The sequence below is a fragment of the Thiocystis violacea genome, assembly GCF_016583575.1.
In the GTDB taxonomy this organism is placed as follows: domain Bacteria; phylum Pseudomonadota; class Gammaproteobacteria; order Chromatiales; family Chromatiaceae; genus Thiocystis; species Thiocystis violacea.
Genome location: NZ_NRRG01000001.1, coordinates 45,910 through 65,102, shown reverse-complemented (window position 1 = coordinate 65,102; position 19,193 = coordinate 45,910). Strand labels below are relative to the sequence as shown.

General features: G+C 63.2%; 10 protein-coding genes. 3 read left to right on the top strand and 7 right to left on the bottom strand.

Translation table 11 applies throughout. The features are described 5' to 3' along the window. Positions 1-148: 148 nt before the first annotated feature. The 5 genes from CKO27_RS00300 to CKO27_RS00280 all read right to left on the bottom strand — a co-directional run bounded on the left by CKO27_RS00300 (position 149) and on the right by CKO27_RS00280 (position 5,477). Positions 149-790 carry a BLUF domain-containing protein gene (locus CKO27_RS00300; protein ID WP_200372634.1) on the bottom strand — a complete coding sequence of 214 codons (642 nt, stop codon included), beginning with the start codon at positions 788-790 and terminating at the stop codon, positions 149-151. Positions 791-1,146: 356 nt separating this feature from the next. Beyond that, on the bottom strand, positions 1,147-3,792 hold the full coding sequence (locus CKO27_RS00295; RefSeq protein WP_200372633.1) for a methyl-accepting chemotaxis protein: 2,646 nt from the start codon (positions 3,790-3,792) through the stop codon (positions 1,147-1,149). Positions 3,793-3,796: 4 nt separating this feature from the next. Next, positions 3,797-4,261 (bottom strand): cache domain-containing protein, encoded by a 465-nt coding sequence (locus CKO27_RS00290; protein ID WP_200372632.1) that lies wholly within the window; start codon positions 4,259-4,261, stop codon positions 3,797-3,799. 27 nt (positions 4,262-4,288) lie between these two features. After that, positions 4,289-4,483, bottom strand: coding sequence for a hypothetical protein (locus CKO27_RS00285; protein ID WP_200372631.1), 195 nt, complete (start codon positions 4,481-4,483; stop codon positions 4,289-4,291). Between the two features lie 274 nt (positions 4,484-4,757). Beyond that, positions 4,758-5,477: a response regulator transcription factor gene (locus tag CKO27_RS00280; protein ID WP_200372630.1), complete on the bottom strand. Its 720-nt coding sequence runs from the start codon at positions 5,475-5,477 to the stop codon at positions 4,758-4,760. A 14-nt stretch (positions 5,478-5,491) separates the two neighbouring features. On the opposite strand from CKO27_RS00280, the gene CKO27_RS00275 reads away from it, so the two are divergent. Continuing rightward, positions 5,492-7,102, top strand: a complete 1,611-nt coding sequence (locus CKO27_RS00275; RefSeq protein ID WP_200372629.1) for a 7TMR-DISM family protein — start codon at positions 5,492-5,494, stop codon at positions 7,100-7,102. Between the two features lie 22 nt (positions 7,103-7,124). Here the strand turns inward: CKO27_RS00275 and CKO27_RS00270 are convergent, their stop codons facing one another. Together CKO27_RS00270 and CKO27_RS00265 are read right to left on the bottom strand one after the other, a co-directional pair. Beyond that, a complete protein-coding gene (locus CKO27_RS00270) occupies positions 7,125-9,158 on the bottom strand; it encodes a bacteriohemerythrin (protein WP_200372628.1) in 2,034 nt (677 codons plus the stop codon). A gap of 94 nt (positions 9,159-9,252) precedes the next feature. After that, positions 9,253-14,301, bottom strand: coding sequence for a transporter substrate-binding domain-containing protein (locus CKO27_RS00265; protein WP_200372626.1), 5,049 nt, complete (start codon positions 14,299-14,301; stop codon positions 9,253-9,255). Positions 14,302-14,599: 298 nt separating this feature from the next. On the opposite strand from CKO27_RS00265, the gene CKO27_RS00260 reads away from it, so the two are divergent. Together CKO27_RS00260 and CKO27_RS00255 are read left to right on the top strand one after the other, a co-directional pair. Continuing rightward, positions 14,600-15,802 carry a cyclic di-GMP phosphodiesterase gene (locus CKO27_RS00260; RefSeq protein WP_200372625.1) on the top strand — a complete coding sequence of 401 codons (1,203 nt, stop codon included), beginning with the start codon at positions 14,600-14,602 and terminating at the stop codon, positions 15,800-15,802. A 369-nt stretch (positions 15,803-16,171) separates the two neighbouring features. After that, a complete protein-coding gene (locus tag CKO27_RS00255) occupies positions 16,172-19,177 on the top strand; it encodes an ATP-binding protein (RefSeq protein WP_200372624.1) in 3,006 nt (1,001 codons plus the stop codon). The last annotated feature ends 16 nt before the right edge of the window (positions 19,178-19,193 follow it).

The following is a 19,193-nucleotide window of genomic DNA, read 5'->3' as shown; positions in this document are numbered from 1 at the left end:
ACCCCGTCTCGGCCATGCGCATGGCTTCCGAGTCACGGCACGGCCAGGCCCGGACGCCCATGAGAATGGGCGCCCGTTTGGGCTAATTCCCCCAAGAGGTCACCCCCGAGGGCGCGGTATGCTCCCTTTCCCTTGCGTGACGAGCCGCTTACCGCAATCCTGCCGCCTGGCGGTGAGTGCTCGACCCCAGGTTCACCAGCATCGCGAGCGCCAGTCCGGGCCGCGCGCGAATGAGCGGCGCATCAAAGCCACCATGGAAGAACGGGGCATACTCCGGATGCGCTTGCGCGTCCTCTGCCGCGAGTTGTCGAAAACCCATGCTCCAGTCGTCAAAGCGACGCGCGGCGAGTGGTCCGTCGTGTAGCATAACGATGGCGGTATGGCGGGGATCCTGGAGGATGCGCGCGTAGGTTTCATCCACGGCGGCTTCCTCGCCTTCCAGCGCCTGCATGAAGGTGCCATTGGCATAGAGCAGCATCCCCGTGACGTTCCGCAGGGCGTTGTGGCGGATGGATGAGTCCAGAATCCGCTCCAGTTCCTCCCTGCTCAGCGCCTTGGACGCAGTGCTGACATAGATCAGATGGACGAGCGCCATCGAGCTCGGCGTCCGTGCGCGGTTTCTCTCATCAGCGCCAAACATGAACGGTCCCTCTCCAGCGTACAGATGTCGGATGTATTGCCAAAGCTCCCCGGCCATCCCAACGGCCCGTCTAAAATCGAGGGTGGCGCCATATTGGCGCAATTGATACTCACGAATGGTGTGGACGTGAATCTTGGTGAACGCCTCCATCGAGAGCTCTCCGTCGTCGAGAACCCGACCGAATAGGGCTGGATCCTTGGCGAGTTCGCCAAAGAGTCGACTGGCGGAAAGAGGGGACATAAACCGATTCCTGGCCTGGTTTCGTGGACGCGGAAAAAACCTACCGGCCCTGAAAAGACAAACGACCTGGAGCCCGCGAAGGTGGCGTACTCGCACCGTCGCCGGGCGCCTTCTCGCATTCAATGTGATTGTGAGGTTTGAGGATCGACGGAACAGATCCTCAATGGACCTTTTCGAGCCGACTGGCGGACAGCCCCATGATCTGGATACGCGAACCGCGTCATCGAGTGCGCTTCACGACGGCCTGGCAAGCGCCGATCCGGGGATCACTTCACCATCGGCAACGGAACTCGCGGCATCGAATCGCCTTGCAGGCAGTGCTGCTCCAGCCGACGGATTTGTTCGATCGTCTCGTTGGAGAGCGGGACAAAGCGCCCCGACAAGGCTCGATCGGCCAGCTCGCGCTCGCCAACGATCGCATGGCGCAGGACATCGCCGGCACACTGGTGGAACTGCGCATGTCTGGTACGCAGTGCCTCATAGACGGGGACCGTCTTGAAGCGGCGGCCCGCGCCATGGATCCATTCACCTAAGCCGCATTTGTCGTCGCAGGAGACGACCGTTGGATCCTGCGGCTCGCTGCGACCCTCGACGACCCGACGTAGCTTCTTCGACCATTGCTTGTGGACGTAGACGAATTCATCAAAATCGATGTCGTCGGCAGCCCCTCCCCCGTGCGCGTCGTGCCCCTGATGGAGGCCATGCGTCTTGAAGACGGCAACGGTCTGAATCAAGGCTTGGGCCTGATCCTCCAGACTCTCGGCCGCGGCCGCGGCCTCTTCCACCAAGGCCGCATTGCGCTGCGTGGTGTCGTCCATCTGGGCGATCGCCTGGGTGACCTGCCCGATGCCCGCGCCTTGTTCGCGGCTCGCCTCGGCGATCTCGCTCACCAGGGTCACGACCTGCTGGAAGGAGCTGACGATCGCCTCCATGGTGGCCCCAGTCTCGGAGGCCAACCCGGCGCCCTCGTTCACGGTGCTGACCGAGGCGTCGATCAGGCCCTTGATCTCCTTGGCCGCTTGGGCGCTGCGTTGGGCCAGGGTGCGGACCTCGGCGGCGACCACCGCGAAGCCGCGGCCCTGTTCACCCGCCCTAGCGGCTTCCACCGCGGCGTTGAGGGCGAGGATGTTGGTCTGAAAGGCGATGCTGTCGATCACGCCGATGATGTCGGCGATCCGCTGGCTCGATTCCTGGATGCCGCCCATGGTTTCGACCAGACGCCTGACGAGCACGCCACCGGCGGCCGCTCGATCGTTGGCGAGACGGGCGAGCTGTTGCGCGCTCCCGGCGTTCTGGGCGTTCTGCTGAATGGAGGCGTTGAACTCTTCCATGGAGCTCGCGGTTTCCTCGAGACTGCTGGCCTGTTCCTCGGTGCGCTCGGAGAGGTCGGTGTTGCCGGCGGCGATCTCGGCGGCGGCGGTGTTGATGGCGTCCGTGGCCTCGGTGATCCGCCCGACCAGACGCTCCAATTGCTCCACGGTGGCATTGGTGTCGTTCTTCAGGTCGGCGAAGCGCCCCTTGTAGCGCGACTCGATCTTCTTGGTCAGATCCGCCTGGGCGACCGCCTTCAGGACGATGGCCAGATCATCGAGTGCCTTGGAGACGATCTCGGTGAGGTTGTTCATGCCCTCGGCCAGGTCGCGGAAGAAGCCGGCCTTGCCGTCGATGCCCAGACGCTGGCTGAAGTCACCATGGGCGACGGCCTCCAGCAGGGTATCCAGTTCGGCTTCGGCGGCGACCTCGGCGGTGCGGTCGATCCACTCCACGACCGTTCCCAGGCGGATGCCTTGCGCGTCCAGGACCGGATTGGCGATCAGTTTGAAGGTACGACCGCCAACGCGCATCTGGGAGATGTAGGTGCCTTTCAGTCCCTCCAGCAGACCCTGTTGGTGCGCGGGATTCTGGTGGAAGTCGGCGAAGCCGCGCCCGAGCAGCCCCGTGGCGCTGAACCCTGGCACGGCTTGGCGGATATCCGCCTCGGCCTCCCGCATCATCCGATCGAAGGCTTCGTTCAGATAGATCAGGGTACCTGCCGCGTCGGCCACCATCATGTTGGTGGACGCCTTGTCGAGGGCGCTTTGAATCCGCAGGCTCTCGGCCGCGCTTCGCCGTTCGGCATGGATACGGTCGTGCAACTGGTGCTGCATGTCCCTCATCGAGGCCAGTAGGCTGCTCGTGTCGCCCGTCTTCAACGGGATCTCGTTGTCCAGCTTGCCCTCGGCGATCAGGCGGGCGAGGCGGGCGGCCAACGCGGGCTCGCCGCCGAGTTGACGCATGGTTCCTCGGAACAATGCGACGGCGATCACGGCGAAGAGGGTCAAACCGAGGAAACCAAGCGCGATCTGCCCGCGCTCGGACCACTGTTGAATACGATTCGCGGCTTGCTGGTAGGACTTGGCCAAATCCCCCTGGCGGCGAATGATGGCCTGGAGGCTCTCATCGGCCTGCTGGAATGGCTTTCCCGCGTTGAATTTCATGTTATGCAAGGCGGAACTCAAGTCGCCGACCTCGATCATCAGGACCGACTGATCGCGCGCCTTGAGATAAGCGGCCCAATGCTGATCGAAGCGATTCCCCGCCGCGCGCAGATCGGGATCGTCGAAGCGGGTGTTGACGGGCTGCCAGTGCGCGGCGAGGGCCTGATCCAGGGCGGGGAGTTCGGCCAGTGCCGCGCTCGCCGCGGCCTCCGTCTCCTCGGTGACGGCTAGCAGAGCCTGGGCGCGGATGCGGTGCATCCCATCCAAGGTGCGGAGCAAACCTTCGGCGGGCCTCACGCTTTGGGCGTAGAGGTGATCCAGATTCTGACTGACGCGATGGATCCCCCACCATCCGGAAACGGCCAGGGTGAGCAACAGCACCAAGACCACTAGGATCATGGACCAGAGTTGTTGCCGGAAGGTGGCGGATCGCATGTGGTTACTTCCGATAGGTGCCGGCGCACACGACGAGGTCGCCCAGCCGTTTCAGGTAGGTGGTCTTGGGTTCGAGCTGACTGGTCGTCGGATTCTTGTACAGGTAGTCGACCCAGCCTTCACCCTTTGTCTTGGCGGTCTCCACGATCTCCTTGCGGAAGAATTTGCCTTCGGCGTCGGGCACCTCGATCAGGTTCTTACCGATCAGTTTAGGATTTTTCGGATGGGCGATCATGGTGCCGGTCAGGTCGTAGGCAAACGCATAGAGCGATCCCTGAACGAACGGGCCATCGGCCTGGTTGAGCGCCTCGATGGTTGCCGGTTTGCCCTGCGCCTGATAGAAGGCCGCGACCTTTGCCACCAGCGCCTGGGCGGCGTCAGGTCCATCATCGGCCCTCGCGGAGAACGACAGGGCCAGACCGGCGGAGAGGAAGAACACAAGCGCATGACGTAACCAGTTTGTCTGCATTGGACGTAACCTCGGTAGTTGGGTGATTCAAGCGTAGCTTTCGATCATGGCCAGGACCAGTCGTGTCTGCTCCTGTGACGGCTCGGTACTCTTCGCTTCCAGGATCGTGCGTGCGTAGGTGCTCAGCCCCACGGCAAAGGCCGACAGCAAGAGTACCATCAGGACAAAAATCGTTGCGGTCAGCTTCACGGCGACCGATGTCTGGATGAGTTTCCTGGTCATGATGGTCGTTTGATGTCGCGTGGAGAATGAGAAGGTTGGTCCCACCATCCCTCACCCCGTCGGCCCGCTCCGGGCCAACTCAGACAGAGTGGAGTTGATCGCGCGGGTGTCATCGAAGCGTTTCGGCCAGACGGGGGAGAATAACCGGGCGCGGCCGATGCGGTATTAACGGTCCATAAACACGTTATAAACGAAGCATGGGCGGCGTTGGACTCCACGTCGGTGGGCGCCGTGCCTCATCATCGGACTGAGACAGGAAGACGCCTCCGGCGGGTCATCGCTCGGAATGGCTCGGGGAGGCGCTTGCGGGGATGCGCAGACGGTAGCCGATCCCAGGAACAGTTTCCAGAATGGACTCGCCGGTCTCGCCCCTGTCCAGCTTGCGGCGCAGCCGCGACAGCAGGACCGTCAGGGTGTTCGGATGCGGGTCGGCACGGGTCGGCAGCCGATCCGTCAGATGCTGGCGGGGCATCACGGCGCCGTTGGCCATCAAGAGGGCCAGCAGCACTTCGAATTCGCCGCGCGTCAGCTTGACCGATTCGCCAGCGGGATTGTGCAGTTGTCGCTTCGACACGTTCAGCCGCCAGCCGCCGAACGTCCATTCCACCGGCTGATCCTTGGGCGCGACCCGATTCAGACAATGCTCGATGCGTAACAGCAATTCACGGGGACTGAATGGCTTGGTCAGAAAGTCGTCGGCGCCCAATTCCAAGGCGCCGAGTCGGTTCTCCTCGTGACCACGCCCACTCACCACCAGGACCGGCACCTGCCATTGACGACGAAAGCGTCGCAACAGCACGATACCGTCTTCATCCGGCAAGGACAGATCGAGCAGAATCAGATCGCAGGCGTCGGTTTGCCTGAGCATCTCATGCGCGTTACCCGCGGTCCGGATGCGATAGCCGTTGTCGATCAGATAGGTTTCGACCAGATTCCGGAACGTCAGGTCATCATCGACCAGCAAAATCCGTGGACGGAGGAGATTCGCCATCATCGCGAGGGTTTGTCATGTCGGTGCCACAGTTGCATGAAATAGTACCCCATGTTCCGCGTGGCCGACCCGGATCCGTCTCGCCTCCCGTCAAGCGCCAACCGCTTCAGCACGGGCGCTGGCCGTCATGGTTCGCCGTCGGTGTCCCGCTGGCCCTACTGATCGTTGCGCTTTGGGGATGGACGGCCCTGGCGCGGGCGGCGCCGGTGCTGCGCGTCGATACCCTAGAACAGGTGGCGCTTGGCCCCTTTGTGCAGGTCGCCCGCGACCCGACCCATCGCTGGACGCCGACGGATCCGGCGGCGGAAACCCCGACCTTCGTCGATTGGACCGGCGGCGGTTTCCTCGCGTTCGGCCCGACCCGCGATCGCGTCTGGCTGCGGCTGAGGGTGCGCAACGACAGCGACCATCCGACGATCTGGTCTTTGGATCTGGGCGAAGCGCTCTTGGCCGCGGCGGTGCTTTATCGGTCCGACAGACCGGGTGCCGCGCCGCCCGAACGCATCACCCTGAGCACGCCGCGCGCCGAGCGCGCCATTGCCCTCGGGCGTCCGGTGTTCCGCCTGGAAACGCCCGCGCGCCGCGAACAGATCCTGTGGGTCGGTGTCGAGACGGATTTTTCGCGGCGCCTGCCGCTGATGGCCTACGGCGACAGGGCCTTCACCAGCGCGGTCTATGGTGAAGGTTGGTTTCGCGGCACCTGGCTGGGCGTCATGCTGCTGGCCCTGGTCTCGAACCTGTTTTTCTGGCGCATCCGGCGCGACCCGGTCTACCGCGAGGTGGCGGGGGTGGTCGCCAGCGTCCTTGCCCAGAGGCTGATCCTTTGGGGGAATTGGACGTTCCTCTTCGATGCGCCCTCGACGCGGCTGGTCGCGACCCTGCTCTTCGGCGCCTCCAGCCTCATGCTCTGGTTCCTGTTGCGCGCGACCCGCCAGTGCCTCGATCTTGCCAGCCACTGGCCGCGCGTCTTGCCCCTGTACCGCGTCTTGGAGCGCGGCTGTGGGCTGTTATTCCTTCTCGGCCTCCTCGCGCCCAATCCGCATTGGTTAAGCCCCCTGATCCAGGTCAGCGGCCTGATCGTCTCCGCGGCGGTGATCCTGACCCTCGTCAGGGTCTGGCGACGTTATCCGCCAACCCGTCTGTTCGCGTCCGCCTATCTGATGGGCCTCATCGGCCGTTCGCCAATGATTTTGTACTCATTGGGCGTGCCGGGAATTCCGCCCATCATCCTGACGCTGGCCGATCCACTTAGCCTCTTCCTGGCGATGGCCTTACTCAATCTGGCACTAGCCGACCGGATCGTTCTCGCTCGGCGCGAGCGCGACGCGGCGCGCCAACGGGTGAAGGCGCGGCGCCGGATGGACCTGGAGCGTCTGGAGCAACAGGTCGCGGAACGCACGCAAGAGTTGGCGCGCGTGAGCCAGCACCGCGACCGCACGGCCAGTCTGATCAGTCACGATCTGCGCGGGCACGTCGCCAGCCTCTCGTTCCTCGCCGCCGCCCCGAACGCGCCCCCCGTGATCGCGAATCTTCACCAACAGGCCGTGCATCTGTTGGGGTTAGTGGAAGCGCAACGTCGGCGGCCCCAGCCAGGGATGACGGTGAACGTGGTCGACAGCAACCCCTGAGCGCAGGGTTCGGAACCAGGCATCATCCCAGTCCGGGCGATTTTTCGAGGATCTGTTTGTCGGTTTTTAGGATGTGTTCGAGGAGCCAGTCGCGCAGATAGTCCAGCATCTCCATCCCGGCCAGAAAAGGGTTGTGGCGGATCTCCTCGCGCAATTCGCCAAGCTCCGTCTCGAACGAGCGATGCGCTTGCTGGTGCTGCGCCAATTCCAGGTAGCCACACTCCGCCATCAGACGCTCCTCGGCCTTGAAGTGAATCCGGGTGTATTGCTCCAAGGCAAACAGAGCCTTAGCGATCTCGACTGTCCCCGCCCGCTCATGGACGGCCTGGTAGACGCGGTTGGTCCACTCGAACAGATAGCGGTGATGCTCGTCGATGATCGCGATCCCGATGGAATACTCGTCCCGCCAGGGGATCCAAGCAGCGTCCGCCGCGCCGGGGCGCGGGATCAGGCTCACCTCGCGGGGGTCAATGGAGTCGTCCTGGTAGCGGGCCTTGATCGCCAGGATCTCCGGCAGGGTTTGCCGCAGCGCCGCGACGACGCGCGGGTCAAAGGCACGGCCGCGCTGCTCCTCGATCAAGGCCATGGCCTGCTCCACGGGCCAAGCCTCCTTGTAGGGGCGTTTCATGGTCAAGGCGTCGAACACATCGGCGACCGCGCATACCCGTCCGGACAAGGGGATGGCCTCGCGGCGCAGGCCGTTGGGATAGCCGCTGCCGTCCCATTTTTCGTGATGGGTCAGGGCGATTTCACGGGCCAGGCGAATCAAGGGATCCTCCCCTTCCAGGATCCTGCCGCCGATGCTGGTATGGTTTTGCATGACGGTGAATTCCTCGGCGGTCAGCTTGCCGGGCTTACGGAGGATGCTGTCATGGATCCCGATCTTGCCGACGTCATGCATGGGCGCGGCCAGCTCGATCAATTCGCACAGCGCCTCGTCGCAGTTCATGGCGCGGGCAATCGCCCCGGCATATTGACTCATGCGCAGGATATGCAGGCCGGTTTCGGTGTCGCGGAATTCGGCGGCAACACCAAGTCGGCGGATGACCTCGTTGCGCGCCATCTGGATTTCCAACTGGCTGATCCGCAGGATTTCTTCCGCCATGCGACGGCGGATGAGGCTGGTGAAGGTTTGCGCGACATCGGCCATGAATTCGGCTTCGCCCGTGACTGGCTGGTGACCCGGTGTCACCAGGATCGACAGGACGCCATAGACGCGATCGCCTTCCGTCAGCGATAAGGCATAAGCGCCAAAATCGACCGACCCCTGATATCGACTCCCGTCCTGTTCTTTCAGTTGGGCCAGAAACAAGGACTGCTTCCGTGCCGCCGCCTGCCCACAGCCACAAATCCCGAACGGTACCTTGGCGCACGCCTGCCGTTGGTCCTCATGCAACCCCTGTTGGGCGACCATGATCAACTCGCCTTTGCGGTTGACGAGAAACAGGGCTCCGCGTCCCTCGACGTCGAGCCAGGGGATCGCGCCGAGTGCCTCCAAGGTTTCCGCCAGGTAGTGTTCCAGCGCGAGATCGCGCAGGGCGGAGCGGGCGATCGCCAGCAAGGCCTGCTGGCGATCCTGAAGACGCTGCCGTTGGAACTCGCTGTGATCGCGTTCGCTGGTGACATGGGCGATGTGCTGACTGGCCGAGACCAAGGCCTGGCGGGTGTGGCGAAGCTGCGAGGCCAGCGCCAGTTGGGCCTTGACCCGCGCCAAGAGCAGCGGGGGATGGATGGGTTTGGTCACGTAGTCGACCGCCCCGACCCGGAATCCCCGCGCCTCGTCATCGGGCTGGGTTCTGGCGGTCAGGAAAATGACCGGGATGTCCTGGGTCCGTGGATTGGACTTGAGCTGCTCGCAGACCTCGTAGCCATCCATCCCCGGCATCATGATGTCCAGCAGGATCAGATCGGGGAGCGCCAAGTCCTGGGTCAGGCGCAGCGCCTCTTCCCCGTTCGTGGCGACCTTGATCCGGTACACCGATTTCAGTAGACCGGAGAGCACCTTGAGATTGTCCAAGGTATCGTCGACGATCAAGATGAGTTCGGCGTTCGGCATGGTAGGGACTCTAAACCGCGTCAGCGGAGACGATGATTGGTTTGGGCGAGTCCGAGCCGCGGCCTAAACAACGCCGAGACCTGCCGGATGCGGTTTAATGCCCATGGTCCGTCAACAGATGATCGATCGTTTCAACGGCGGTGTCGAAGCCATAGTTCTCGATTTGGCTGGAAAGTGCCGCGTAGACCCGCGTCGGCAAACCGCTGGCGAAGGCTTGGCGATGATCGAGCCAGAAATCCTCGGCCGTGGGATCGTGGCCGAGCGCCAAGGTCCGCAGTTCCGTCAGTAAAGCCATCATGATTTCAGGGTCCGGAGCGCCGCCATCCTCCCCTGAATCCACATCGCCAAAGGTCGGCAAGGCCGCCTCGATGGCCGCGCGGGCGGCGTCCAGCGCCTCGTTCAGCGTCGCTAGCAGGCCGGGTTCAAGATCAGCCGGAGCCTGGTCGGACAGGGCGGATTCAATCGCCTCCGCCGCTTGCTCGACCTCGACGAGACCGAGATTGCCCGCCGTTCCCCGCAGTGCGTGCGCCAGTTGCCTGGCTTCCTCGACCTCTCCGCTGGCGAGCAGAGCGCTCAGGGTGTGCGCCGCCTGGCCATACTCGCTCTCAAAGAGGGGCAGCAACTCGCGTAAGATCGCGACCTGATCGCCGAGGCGTTCCAATGCCGCCGTCAGATCGATGCCGGGGATGGCCGGCCGCGACGCGGCGGTTCCCGCGTCCGGCCGGGCGCTCGCCGGTTCCTCGACCAACCTCAGGTGACGGGCCAAGACGGACCACAGCAACGCGGGGTCGATGGGTTTCCCCACCTGATCGTCCATGCCGGCGGCCTGCATGCGTTCGATCTCTTCACGCCGAACATGGGCCGTGAGACCAATGACGGGGAGTAAGGCGCCGCCCGGCAGGGCACGGAGGCGACGGGTGGCGGTATAGCCGTCCATCTCCGGCATCTGGACGTCCATCAGAACCGCGTCGAAGGCCGCCGTACCCTGGTGTTCCAGCACCTCCAGAGCCTCGGCGCCATGGTTGACGATCTCCACTTCCGCGCCGGCCCGCTCCAGGAGTGCGCGGATGACCTCTTGATTGAGGACGTTGTCCTCCACCACCAACAACCGTTGGCCGATGAGGTTGACGACGGAGCGCGTCGGGGACGGCGGTCGGGCCAGCCGATCCCCCTGGATAAGATCCGTGACTGGCGGCGCCATCCCAAACCAGGCGTCGAAGTGGAAGGTGCTGCCCTCGCCTTGGCGACTCTCCACACCGATTTGGCCATCCATCATCTCCACCAACTGCCGGCTGATGGAGAGCCCGAGACCGGTTCCACCAAAACGGCGGGTGATCGAGCTGTCCGCCTGCTGGAAGGGTTGGAAGAGTTGACTCGCCTGTGCCGCGGTGAGACCGATGCCGGTATCCCGCACGCTAAACGCCAGATGCACCCGCGCATCCTGGGTTTCCAACCACCGCACGGAGACCCGGATATCCCCCTGCTGGGTGAACTTGACCGCATTGCTGCACAGGTTGATCAGCACCTGACCCAGGCGCAGCGGATCGCCCACCAGTAACGCCGGCACCTCGGGCGCGATCGCGATCCGACAGACCAGTCCCTTCTCCCTGGCCTTGTCTTCCACAACCGCGAGGAGATGCGCGATCACCGAGTCAAGGGCAAAGGCCGTGAACTCCAGGGTCAACTGGCCAGCTTCCACCTTGGACAGATCCAGGATGTCATTGAGCAGTCCCAACAGGGCTTGCGAGGCGTCCTGGGCCTTGTTCAGGTACTGGCGTTGCGGCGTGCTCAACGCGGTGTCCAGGCAGAGATGGAGCATGCCCAGAATGGCGTTCATCGGGGTGCGAATTTCGTGGCTCATGTTGGCGAGAAAGTCGCTTTTCGCCTGGTTGGCCTGCTCGGCTTGCGCCTGCGCCTCACGCATTTGGGTCACGGCGGTGCGCTGTTCGGTCAAATCGACGAAGATCGTCAGATTGCTTTGACCCAGCGAGGTGGCATGAACCAGAAAAATCCGCTCCCGCCCATCCCGGCAGGTGACGCGCGCCTCGATCGGCTCGATGCTCTCGCCTTGCAAGGAGGCATGCGCGAGGCGCCGCTGCCACTCGGCTTGGAGACTTCGGCGATAGTCGGGATCTGGATAGGCCAGCGGCCACCAATGGTCGGTATCGGGCGCTTCCTCGATGGAATAGCCAATCACTTCGGAGAACCGGCGGTTGTACAGGACAGCCCGCTGGTGTAGGCCCTCGGAAACCACCATGGGGACCGGCGAACGCTCGATCAGCGTCTGAACATCGGCTTGCGCGGCGCGCAGCGCCTGCTCCGTCGCCCGCCGCGCGGTGATGTCGCTGAAGGTGACGACGACCGCGTGCGGATGCGTCGAACCGTCGAGTAACAAGGGTTGGGTGTTGAGCAGAATCCAGCGTAACTCGCCATTGGACATGCGCAGACCCATCGTCACGCCCTGCTGAGGTTGACCGGTGCGCAGTGTCACCAGGACCGGGTGCGTTTCTTCCAGAAAGGGTGTGCCGTCGTCATGGATCGACTGCCAATCCGGATTGAACGTGCTGAGTTTCATCTTCCGTTGCGGCGTGAGATCCAGAATCCGCTCCGCCGCCTGATTGCAGGTGAGGATCTGGCCATCCTGGCGTTGCACCACGACTCCTTCGCCCATGGCCGCGATCAGCGTCCGATAATAGGTATCGCTCTGGCGCAGGGCGGCCTGCGCGATCGACAGCCGGCGATTCCAGTAGAGCACGATGGCGAGTATCAGCAGCGCGACGCCCAGGACTTGCCACAGCCGTGTGTAGTCGATGCGCGCCGGTTGTGGTGCCTGAATCCAGCGACTTTGCAGACTGTCGCGCTCGGGATCGGGGATGGCGGCGATGGCCTTGTCCAGCAGACCGGCCAGCAGCGGCTGATCACGACGGACGGCCATGCCAAGGCGCATCTCGTAAGGGGTGTTGCCGGCCATACGGATCTGGATCAACCCGCTGCGACCAATCGCCTGGCTGGTGGTCACCAAACCGTCGACGACGGCGTCGGCCTTGTGCTCGGCTACCGCGCGCAAGGCGGCTTGCAGGTTGGGATAGGTCAGCAGGTTGATCGCTGGATGATCCTGGCGTAGCCAAGTCTCGACGGCAACGTCCGCTACCACCGCCACCCGCTTGCCGGCCAACGCCTCCAGATTACCGAGAAAGGGCGCGTCCACTGGCGCGAAGATGGCCACGGGAAAGGTCAGATAGGGCGCGGTGAAACGAAAGCGTCGCAGACGGTCCTCGGTCTGGGCGATGGCCGGCAGCAGATCGATCTCGCCCTGTTCGAGCCGGCGCAGTCCTTGCGCCCATTCAGCGATCGGCACCGCCTCGACACGCACGCCCAGAAGCCGCTCGATGCGCGCTAGATAGTCGGGGCCGATCCCGCTTGCCCGACCGTCCTGGTCGAGGTAGGCGATGGGTGCCCAATCCGGATCCACCCCATAGCGGAGGATCGGATGCTCGGTCAGCCAGCGGGTCTCCTCCGGGGTGAGCGTCACCTCCGATGGCGCTTCACCGTGGGGCAGCCACTGATTCCAGATCCGCTGTTTCTCCAACGCCGGCAGTGCCCGCTGACCCTTGTCCAGGATGGATTTCAGCAGGGGTAAATCCGCGCGGACCGCGTAATAACCCGCCTGCCGCCTGGGATGGTCACCAAACTGGACGTCCCCCTTGGCGACGACCCCACCGATCAGATTTTTCCGTAAGGCATACTCGCCTGAATACAACTCATGCACCGCCGCATCCGCCTTGCCCTCGGCCACCAGGCGCAACATCCCCGCCACGTCGTCGGCGAAGACAATCGGGTTGTCCGGGAGGAACTGCTTGAACAGCTCGGACAGGGCATACCCGCGGTAGGAGGCGAGGGTCTTGCCGGTGAGGGATGACAGGTCCGAGATGTCGGTGCGTTCGGTGCGCGCGAAGGTCTTGAGGGCGAGCGGAAAGGTCTCTTCGGAAAAGGCCAGAAAGGTTTCCCGTTCCGGGGTCTGGATCACCGTCGTGGTGGCATCGATCCTTCCCTGCTGGAGCTGTTTCATCGTCTCCTGCAAGGTGCGGGGGACAAAACGCGGCTCGATCCCGACCTGGGCGGCAATGGCTCGGAGTAGTTCCGGCATGTAGCCGGTCACGGCGTCCCCATCGATAACGCTGAACGGATCGACCGGAAAGACCGCCACCGCAAAGGTCGGGTGTGTCTGGATCCATTGGCGCTCCTCCAGGGTGAACGCCAGCACGGGCTTAGGCTCGTCACCGGAAGGACTCCCTCCAAGCCAGAGGGTGCGGATCCTGGCGTGCTCCTCGGGGCTGATCTGGCTCAGGGCCTTGTCGAGAATCGCGGTCAACTCGGGCCAGTCCTTGCGGATCGCCAGGGAAATGCCAACGCGACCGTCTGGCAGCGCGCCGCCGATCTTGAAGGGTTGCGCATTGGCGATGCGCCACCATTCCAGCGCGGAGTTCGCCAATAGCAGATCGACACGACCACCGAGCAAGGCGTCGGCCAGTTCGTCGTTACTGTCGAACGCGATTCCCCGAATCTTCGGATAGGGTTTGAGGAACTGCTCGGCGCTTTGCACCCCCTTGAGGATGCCGATCCGTTTTCCCGCCAGCGCCGCGAGGTCGGTCGTCGCCAAGGTCTCGTCGCGGCGCACGAAGAGATAATAGGAGGTATACAGATAGGGCTGGGTCAGATCGAAAGACTGGCTCCAGCGGGGATTGGACGCCGCCACCGCCAGGCCATCGAGTTTTCCAGCCACGGCTTGCCGGCCGATCGCCTCCCAGGATTGCTCGACTCGCAAGCGTATACGGGTGCCGAGACGACGATTGATCAACTCCAGGTAGTCCACCACGAAACCGGACAGCGTACCGTCCGCCGCCCGGATCAGCGCCGGCGGAAACTGATCCGACATGCCCAGCACGATGTCGGGATGGGCCTCCAGCCAGGTCCGCTCCTCGGGTGTCAGCGCGAGGTGGGGCGGGGGAGCGAGGTCATCGGAGGCGGCGGCGCTTGCGGAGTCGATCCACGGCCACGCGAGATTCAGGGTGAACAAAAGGCCGATGACGGTCTTTACTAAAAAAGCGGGCATCGCATCGTCCTGTCTGTCTGTGAAGTCCATGAACGCTGACGCCACCAAGGCCCCAGCCCGCCGTGCCGAGGATCGCCACTGGACGGAGTGGTTGTCATGGATGGTCTTTTTTGTGCGAGACCGTCAAGGGTAGAGCAGAAACCGCCGCCTTTAGCAACAACCGATGCCTCGTTTATTGTTTGTTTATGTCCCGTTAATACGGCATCGATCACACCCAGTTAAGCTCGGCGCTTCTGGATCAAGTTGTCAAGACCGAACAAGCGTCAAGCCGTCCAAGCTTGTTAACGCCTCCGGGGCCGAGCAACAGACGGGCGACTGTACAGAGGCCATGATCAAAACCATTCGTGTCGACCAACTCCAAATGGGCATGTACGTCCATGACCTGAACTGCGATTGGCTGGAACATGGATTCCTGCGACCGCGTTTCCTCCTCAAGACGGAGACGGATCTGGAGCGGATCCGCCGACTCGCGATCCGTGAACTCGTGATCGACCCGGACAAGGGGAGCGATGTTTCGCAAACGCCACCGCTGACCGAGAGCGAAACGGCATCGGCACCACCCCCATCCGGTAAACGACAGCCGACCACGCTGACCGATGAGCGCGTTCAGGCGAAACGCATTCATCAGGAAGCGATCGGCGTGGTCAGCGGCCTCATGGCGGACGTGCGACTCGGGCAACAGATCGACCTGGAGCGGGCCAACCCCGTCATCGGCGAGATGGTGGATTCCATCTTCCGCAATCAGGACGCCCTCCTGGGGCTGACCCGCATTCGCAACATGGACCGTTATACCTTCGAGCATTCGGTCAACGTCACCGTCCTGATGGTGTCCTTTGCCCACAGTCTGGAGCTGGAGCGGGCGCTGATCCATGACATCGGGATCGGGGCACTGCTGCACGATCTCGGCAAGATCCTGGTGCCCTCCGAGATCCTCAACAAGCCGGGCCGGCTGACGGAGGAGGAGTTCGCTATCATGCGCGGCCATGTCGTCCACAGCCGCGACATTCTGGCCGTCGCGCCGGGCATTCCGACCGCCGCCCTGGCGGTCGCCGCCGAACATCATGAGCGACTGGATGGCAGCGGTTATCCCGACGGCAAGGCAGGCGCTCAGCTCTCCCGCCTTGGCCAGATGGCTGCAATCGTCGATGTCTATGACGCCATCACCTCCGACCGCGTCTATCACAAGGGCATGGAGCCACCGCTCGCTCTGCGCAAACTGTTGGAGTGGAGCCCTCACCTCTTCGATCCGCGACTGGTCCAGCAATTCATCCGCTGCGTCGGCATCTACCCGGTGGGTACCCTGGTCCGGCTACGCAGCGGTCGACTGGGGATCGTGATCGAATCCAGCCGCGAGGGGCTGTTTCAGCCGGTCGTGCGGGTCTTCATGGATGCCAAACACCGCCGGTATCTGGCGGTTCAAGACGTCGATCTATCCCGCCAGCGAAAAGGTTTGGAGGAACGGATCGAGCGTGTGGAATCCCCCGAGCAGTGGCGCATCAACCCGGAAGAGCTGTTGCGGATGCACTGCTGATCCTCCTCTTCTTCTCGTGGATGTCGCCTGATGGCACGGATTGATTTCTCCAGTCGGACCTTTAGGGTCTGGTCAAACACCAGCAATTCCCGGCGAATTGATTGTAAGTCGCTGATTTAGAAATAATCTGTCTTTTGGAAGCAACAAGGCTTACAAAATAGCAATCTATCTTTTCAAGAGGTTAGCGTTCGCAGGGAATTACTGGTGAAACACGGAAGGCCAGCGTCTTTCTTCAGCAGGCGATCCGCAACAACCACGATGACCATGAGTTTCTGACGGAGGTCGTCCGCGTCTGCCACGAGACGGATCTCGCGCAGGAGGCGGACAAGCCGATCAGTCAGATTCAGCAAGACGGACAGCGTCATCGCCGTGCGCCACGACTGGCCGGAATTGAAAGCCATCCTCGACAAGGCGCTTGCCGACGTGAGCGAAGAGGAACGGCGGGCGATGGAGTCACGCTGGATGGCCGACCCAGCGCGCCAACGCGGGGATCCGACGACCAGTCCGCCGGCGATCAGCCTGACCGAGGCTGAAAAGGACTGGTTGGCCAAGGGTTACAAGGTGCGGGTGCGGGTCAGCGACTGGCCGCCCTACATGTTTACCAAGCCAACGCCATCGGGAATGTCGGTCGATACACTCAAGGCCATCGCCGCGCGCCTGGGCATTCACTTCGACTACGAGGCCGACACGCTTGGCTGGACGAGGTCCGTCGAGGATGTCAGCGGCCCTCGCCAGTCCTACGACCTGCTGCTGACCATGAACCGAACACCGGAACGGGAACGGCGGTTCGCGCTCACGAGCGACTATGTTTCCTCGCCCTGGGTGATCTTTGCCCGTCAGGACAGTCCCTTCATCAGTAGCCTGGAGGGACTGAACGGGAAAACGGTGGCGGCGGAAAAGGGCTTCGCGGTGACGGAAAAAATCCGCTCGGCCTACCCCGCCATTCATCTGCTCGAGGTCGTACGCTCCGAGGATGCGCTGCGCGCGGTCGCTGCCGGCAGCGCGGATGCCTACGTGGGGAATCTGACCAATGCCACCTACCTGATCAAGGAGCATCGTCTGGGCAACCTGATGGTCGTGGCCCCAACCCCTTTCGGCAACCATACCAACGCGATGGCCGTGCGCCAGGATTGGCCGGAACTGGCGGCCTTGATCGACAAGGGTCTCGCGGCCATGCCCTCGGATGAGCGCCATGCCATCAGTCAAAAATGGGGCGTCGTCGAGTTCAAGCCACGCCTCGACTACCGCTTGATTCTCTGGATTCTGGGGATCGCGGGCTCGGTCTTGCTCGTGATCCTCTACTGGAACCGAAGGTTGCAGCGTGAAATCAAATTCCGCCGTACCGCGGAGGAGGCGCAACGCCAAACCGCTGAAGCGCTGACCTTCATCAACCGGCAACTGACCGATGCCGAGACGCGCTGGAAATTCGCCCTGGAAGGAAGCGAGCAAGGCTCCTGGGATCTGGATTTTGTCGGTGGAACCTTGCATTTTTCGGCACGCTACGCGGATATCCAGGGCTACCAGGACGGCGAACTCGATCCGTCGCTCACGGCAACCTATGCGCGGATCCATTCCGACGACCGCCCCCGCGTGCGGGCGGCCATCACGGCGCATGTCGGCGGTGATCAACCCTTCTATCACGCCGAATTTCGGACCTCCCGTAAAGATGGAAGCGCTGTCTGGGTCGAGGGTCGGGGTCTGGTGGTCGAGCGAACGCCGGACGGTGAGCCGCGGCGGATGATCGGAACGCTGACCGATATCAGCCAGCGCAAGGCCGCCGAAGCCGAGCTGATACAGGCCCGCGAGGCCGCCGAAGCCGCGACGCGCGCCAAGAGCGAGTTCCTCGCCAACATGAGCCACGAAATCCGCACACCGATGAACGCCATCATCGGCCTCACTCACCTGCTACGCCGCGCCGACCCGACACCGGCGCAGGCGGAGCGGCTGGTCAAGATCGAAACGGCTGGCCAGCACCTCCTGTCCATCATCAACGACATCCTCGATCTCTCCAAGATCGAGGCCGGTAAGTTGCGACTGGAAGAGACCGACTTCAGGCTGGAGGCCGTCCTCGATCATGTGCACGCATTGATCGCCGAACAGGCGAGCGCCAAGGGGGTATCGGTCGAGAGGCATGCCGAGGGTGTCCCGCTCTGGCTGCATGGCGATCCGACGCGACTGCGCCAGGCACTGCTCGACTTGGCGAGCAATGCCATCAAATTTACCGAGCACGGAACTATCCGCCTGCGCGCGCGTTGGCTGGACACCGGTGATGACGCCCTGCTGATCCGTTTCGAGGTCGAGGATACCGGGATCGGCATCGACCCTGGCAAGATGGCCAGGCTGTTTCGTCCCTTCGAGCAGGCGGATGCCTCGACCACCCGCCAATACGGCGGCACGGGCCTGGGGCTCGTCATCACGCGGCGGCTCGCGGAACTCATGGGCGGGCAGGCGGGAGCGGAGAGCGAACCCGGCAAGGGGAGCACTTTTTGGTTTACCGCTCGCCTGCGACCTGGCCAAGGGGCCATGCCGTCTCGCCTCGTCGTCGACCATCACCACGCCGAGGCCCTCTTGCGTGAGCGACACGTCGGCACGCGCCTTCTGCTGGCCGAGGACAACCTCGTGAATCGTGAAGTCGCGCTCGACCTATTGCTCGGTGTGGGACTGCGCGTGGAGGTGGCCAGCGATGGCCGCGAAGCCGTCGACAAGGCGCGCGTGACGGACTACGCCGTGATCCTGATGGACATGCAGATGCCCAACATGGATGGATTGGAAGCGACACGGCACATCCGGGCCTTGCCGGGCTGGGCGAGCAAGCCGATTCTGGCCATGACCGCCAATGCCTTCGACGAGGACCGGCGCGCCTGCCAGGACGCCGGGATGAACGACTTCATCGCCAAACCGATCGATCCCCAGGCCCTCTATGCCGTGTTACTCAAATGGCTGCCCGAACACCCCGTGCCAAAGCGCGAGGCGAACGTCGCGGCGTCGCCTCGACGCCTGTCGGATGGTCGGCACCGATTGGCCGGCATTGCCGGTTTAGACATCAGTCGCGGGTTGCAACTGGTGCGTGGCAACGACAGCTTCTATCTGCGCCTGCTGGGACTGTTCCTCGACACCCACGGCGAGGACGCCACACAGTTGAGCCAGGCGCTGGCGTCCGACGACTGGGAATCCCTCAAGCGTATGGCGCATGCCCTCAAAGGGGCCGCTGGCAATCTTGGCGCGACCCGGGTCTCCGAAGCCGCCGCGGTGCTCCAATTCGCCACCGCGCGGCCGGATCACCCACTGGAGATCCACCACCACTCCGCGCTTCTGATCAACGAACTGACGACGCTGGTCACAGACCTGCGAGCCGTGTTGAACAACACCAGCTAGCCATCCGAACGGGTGC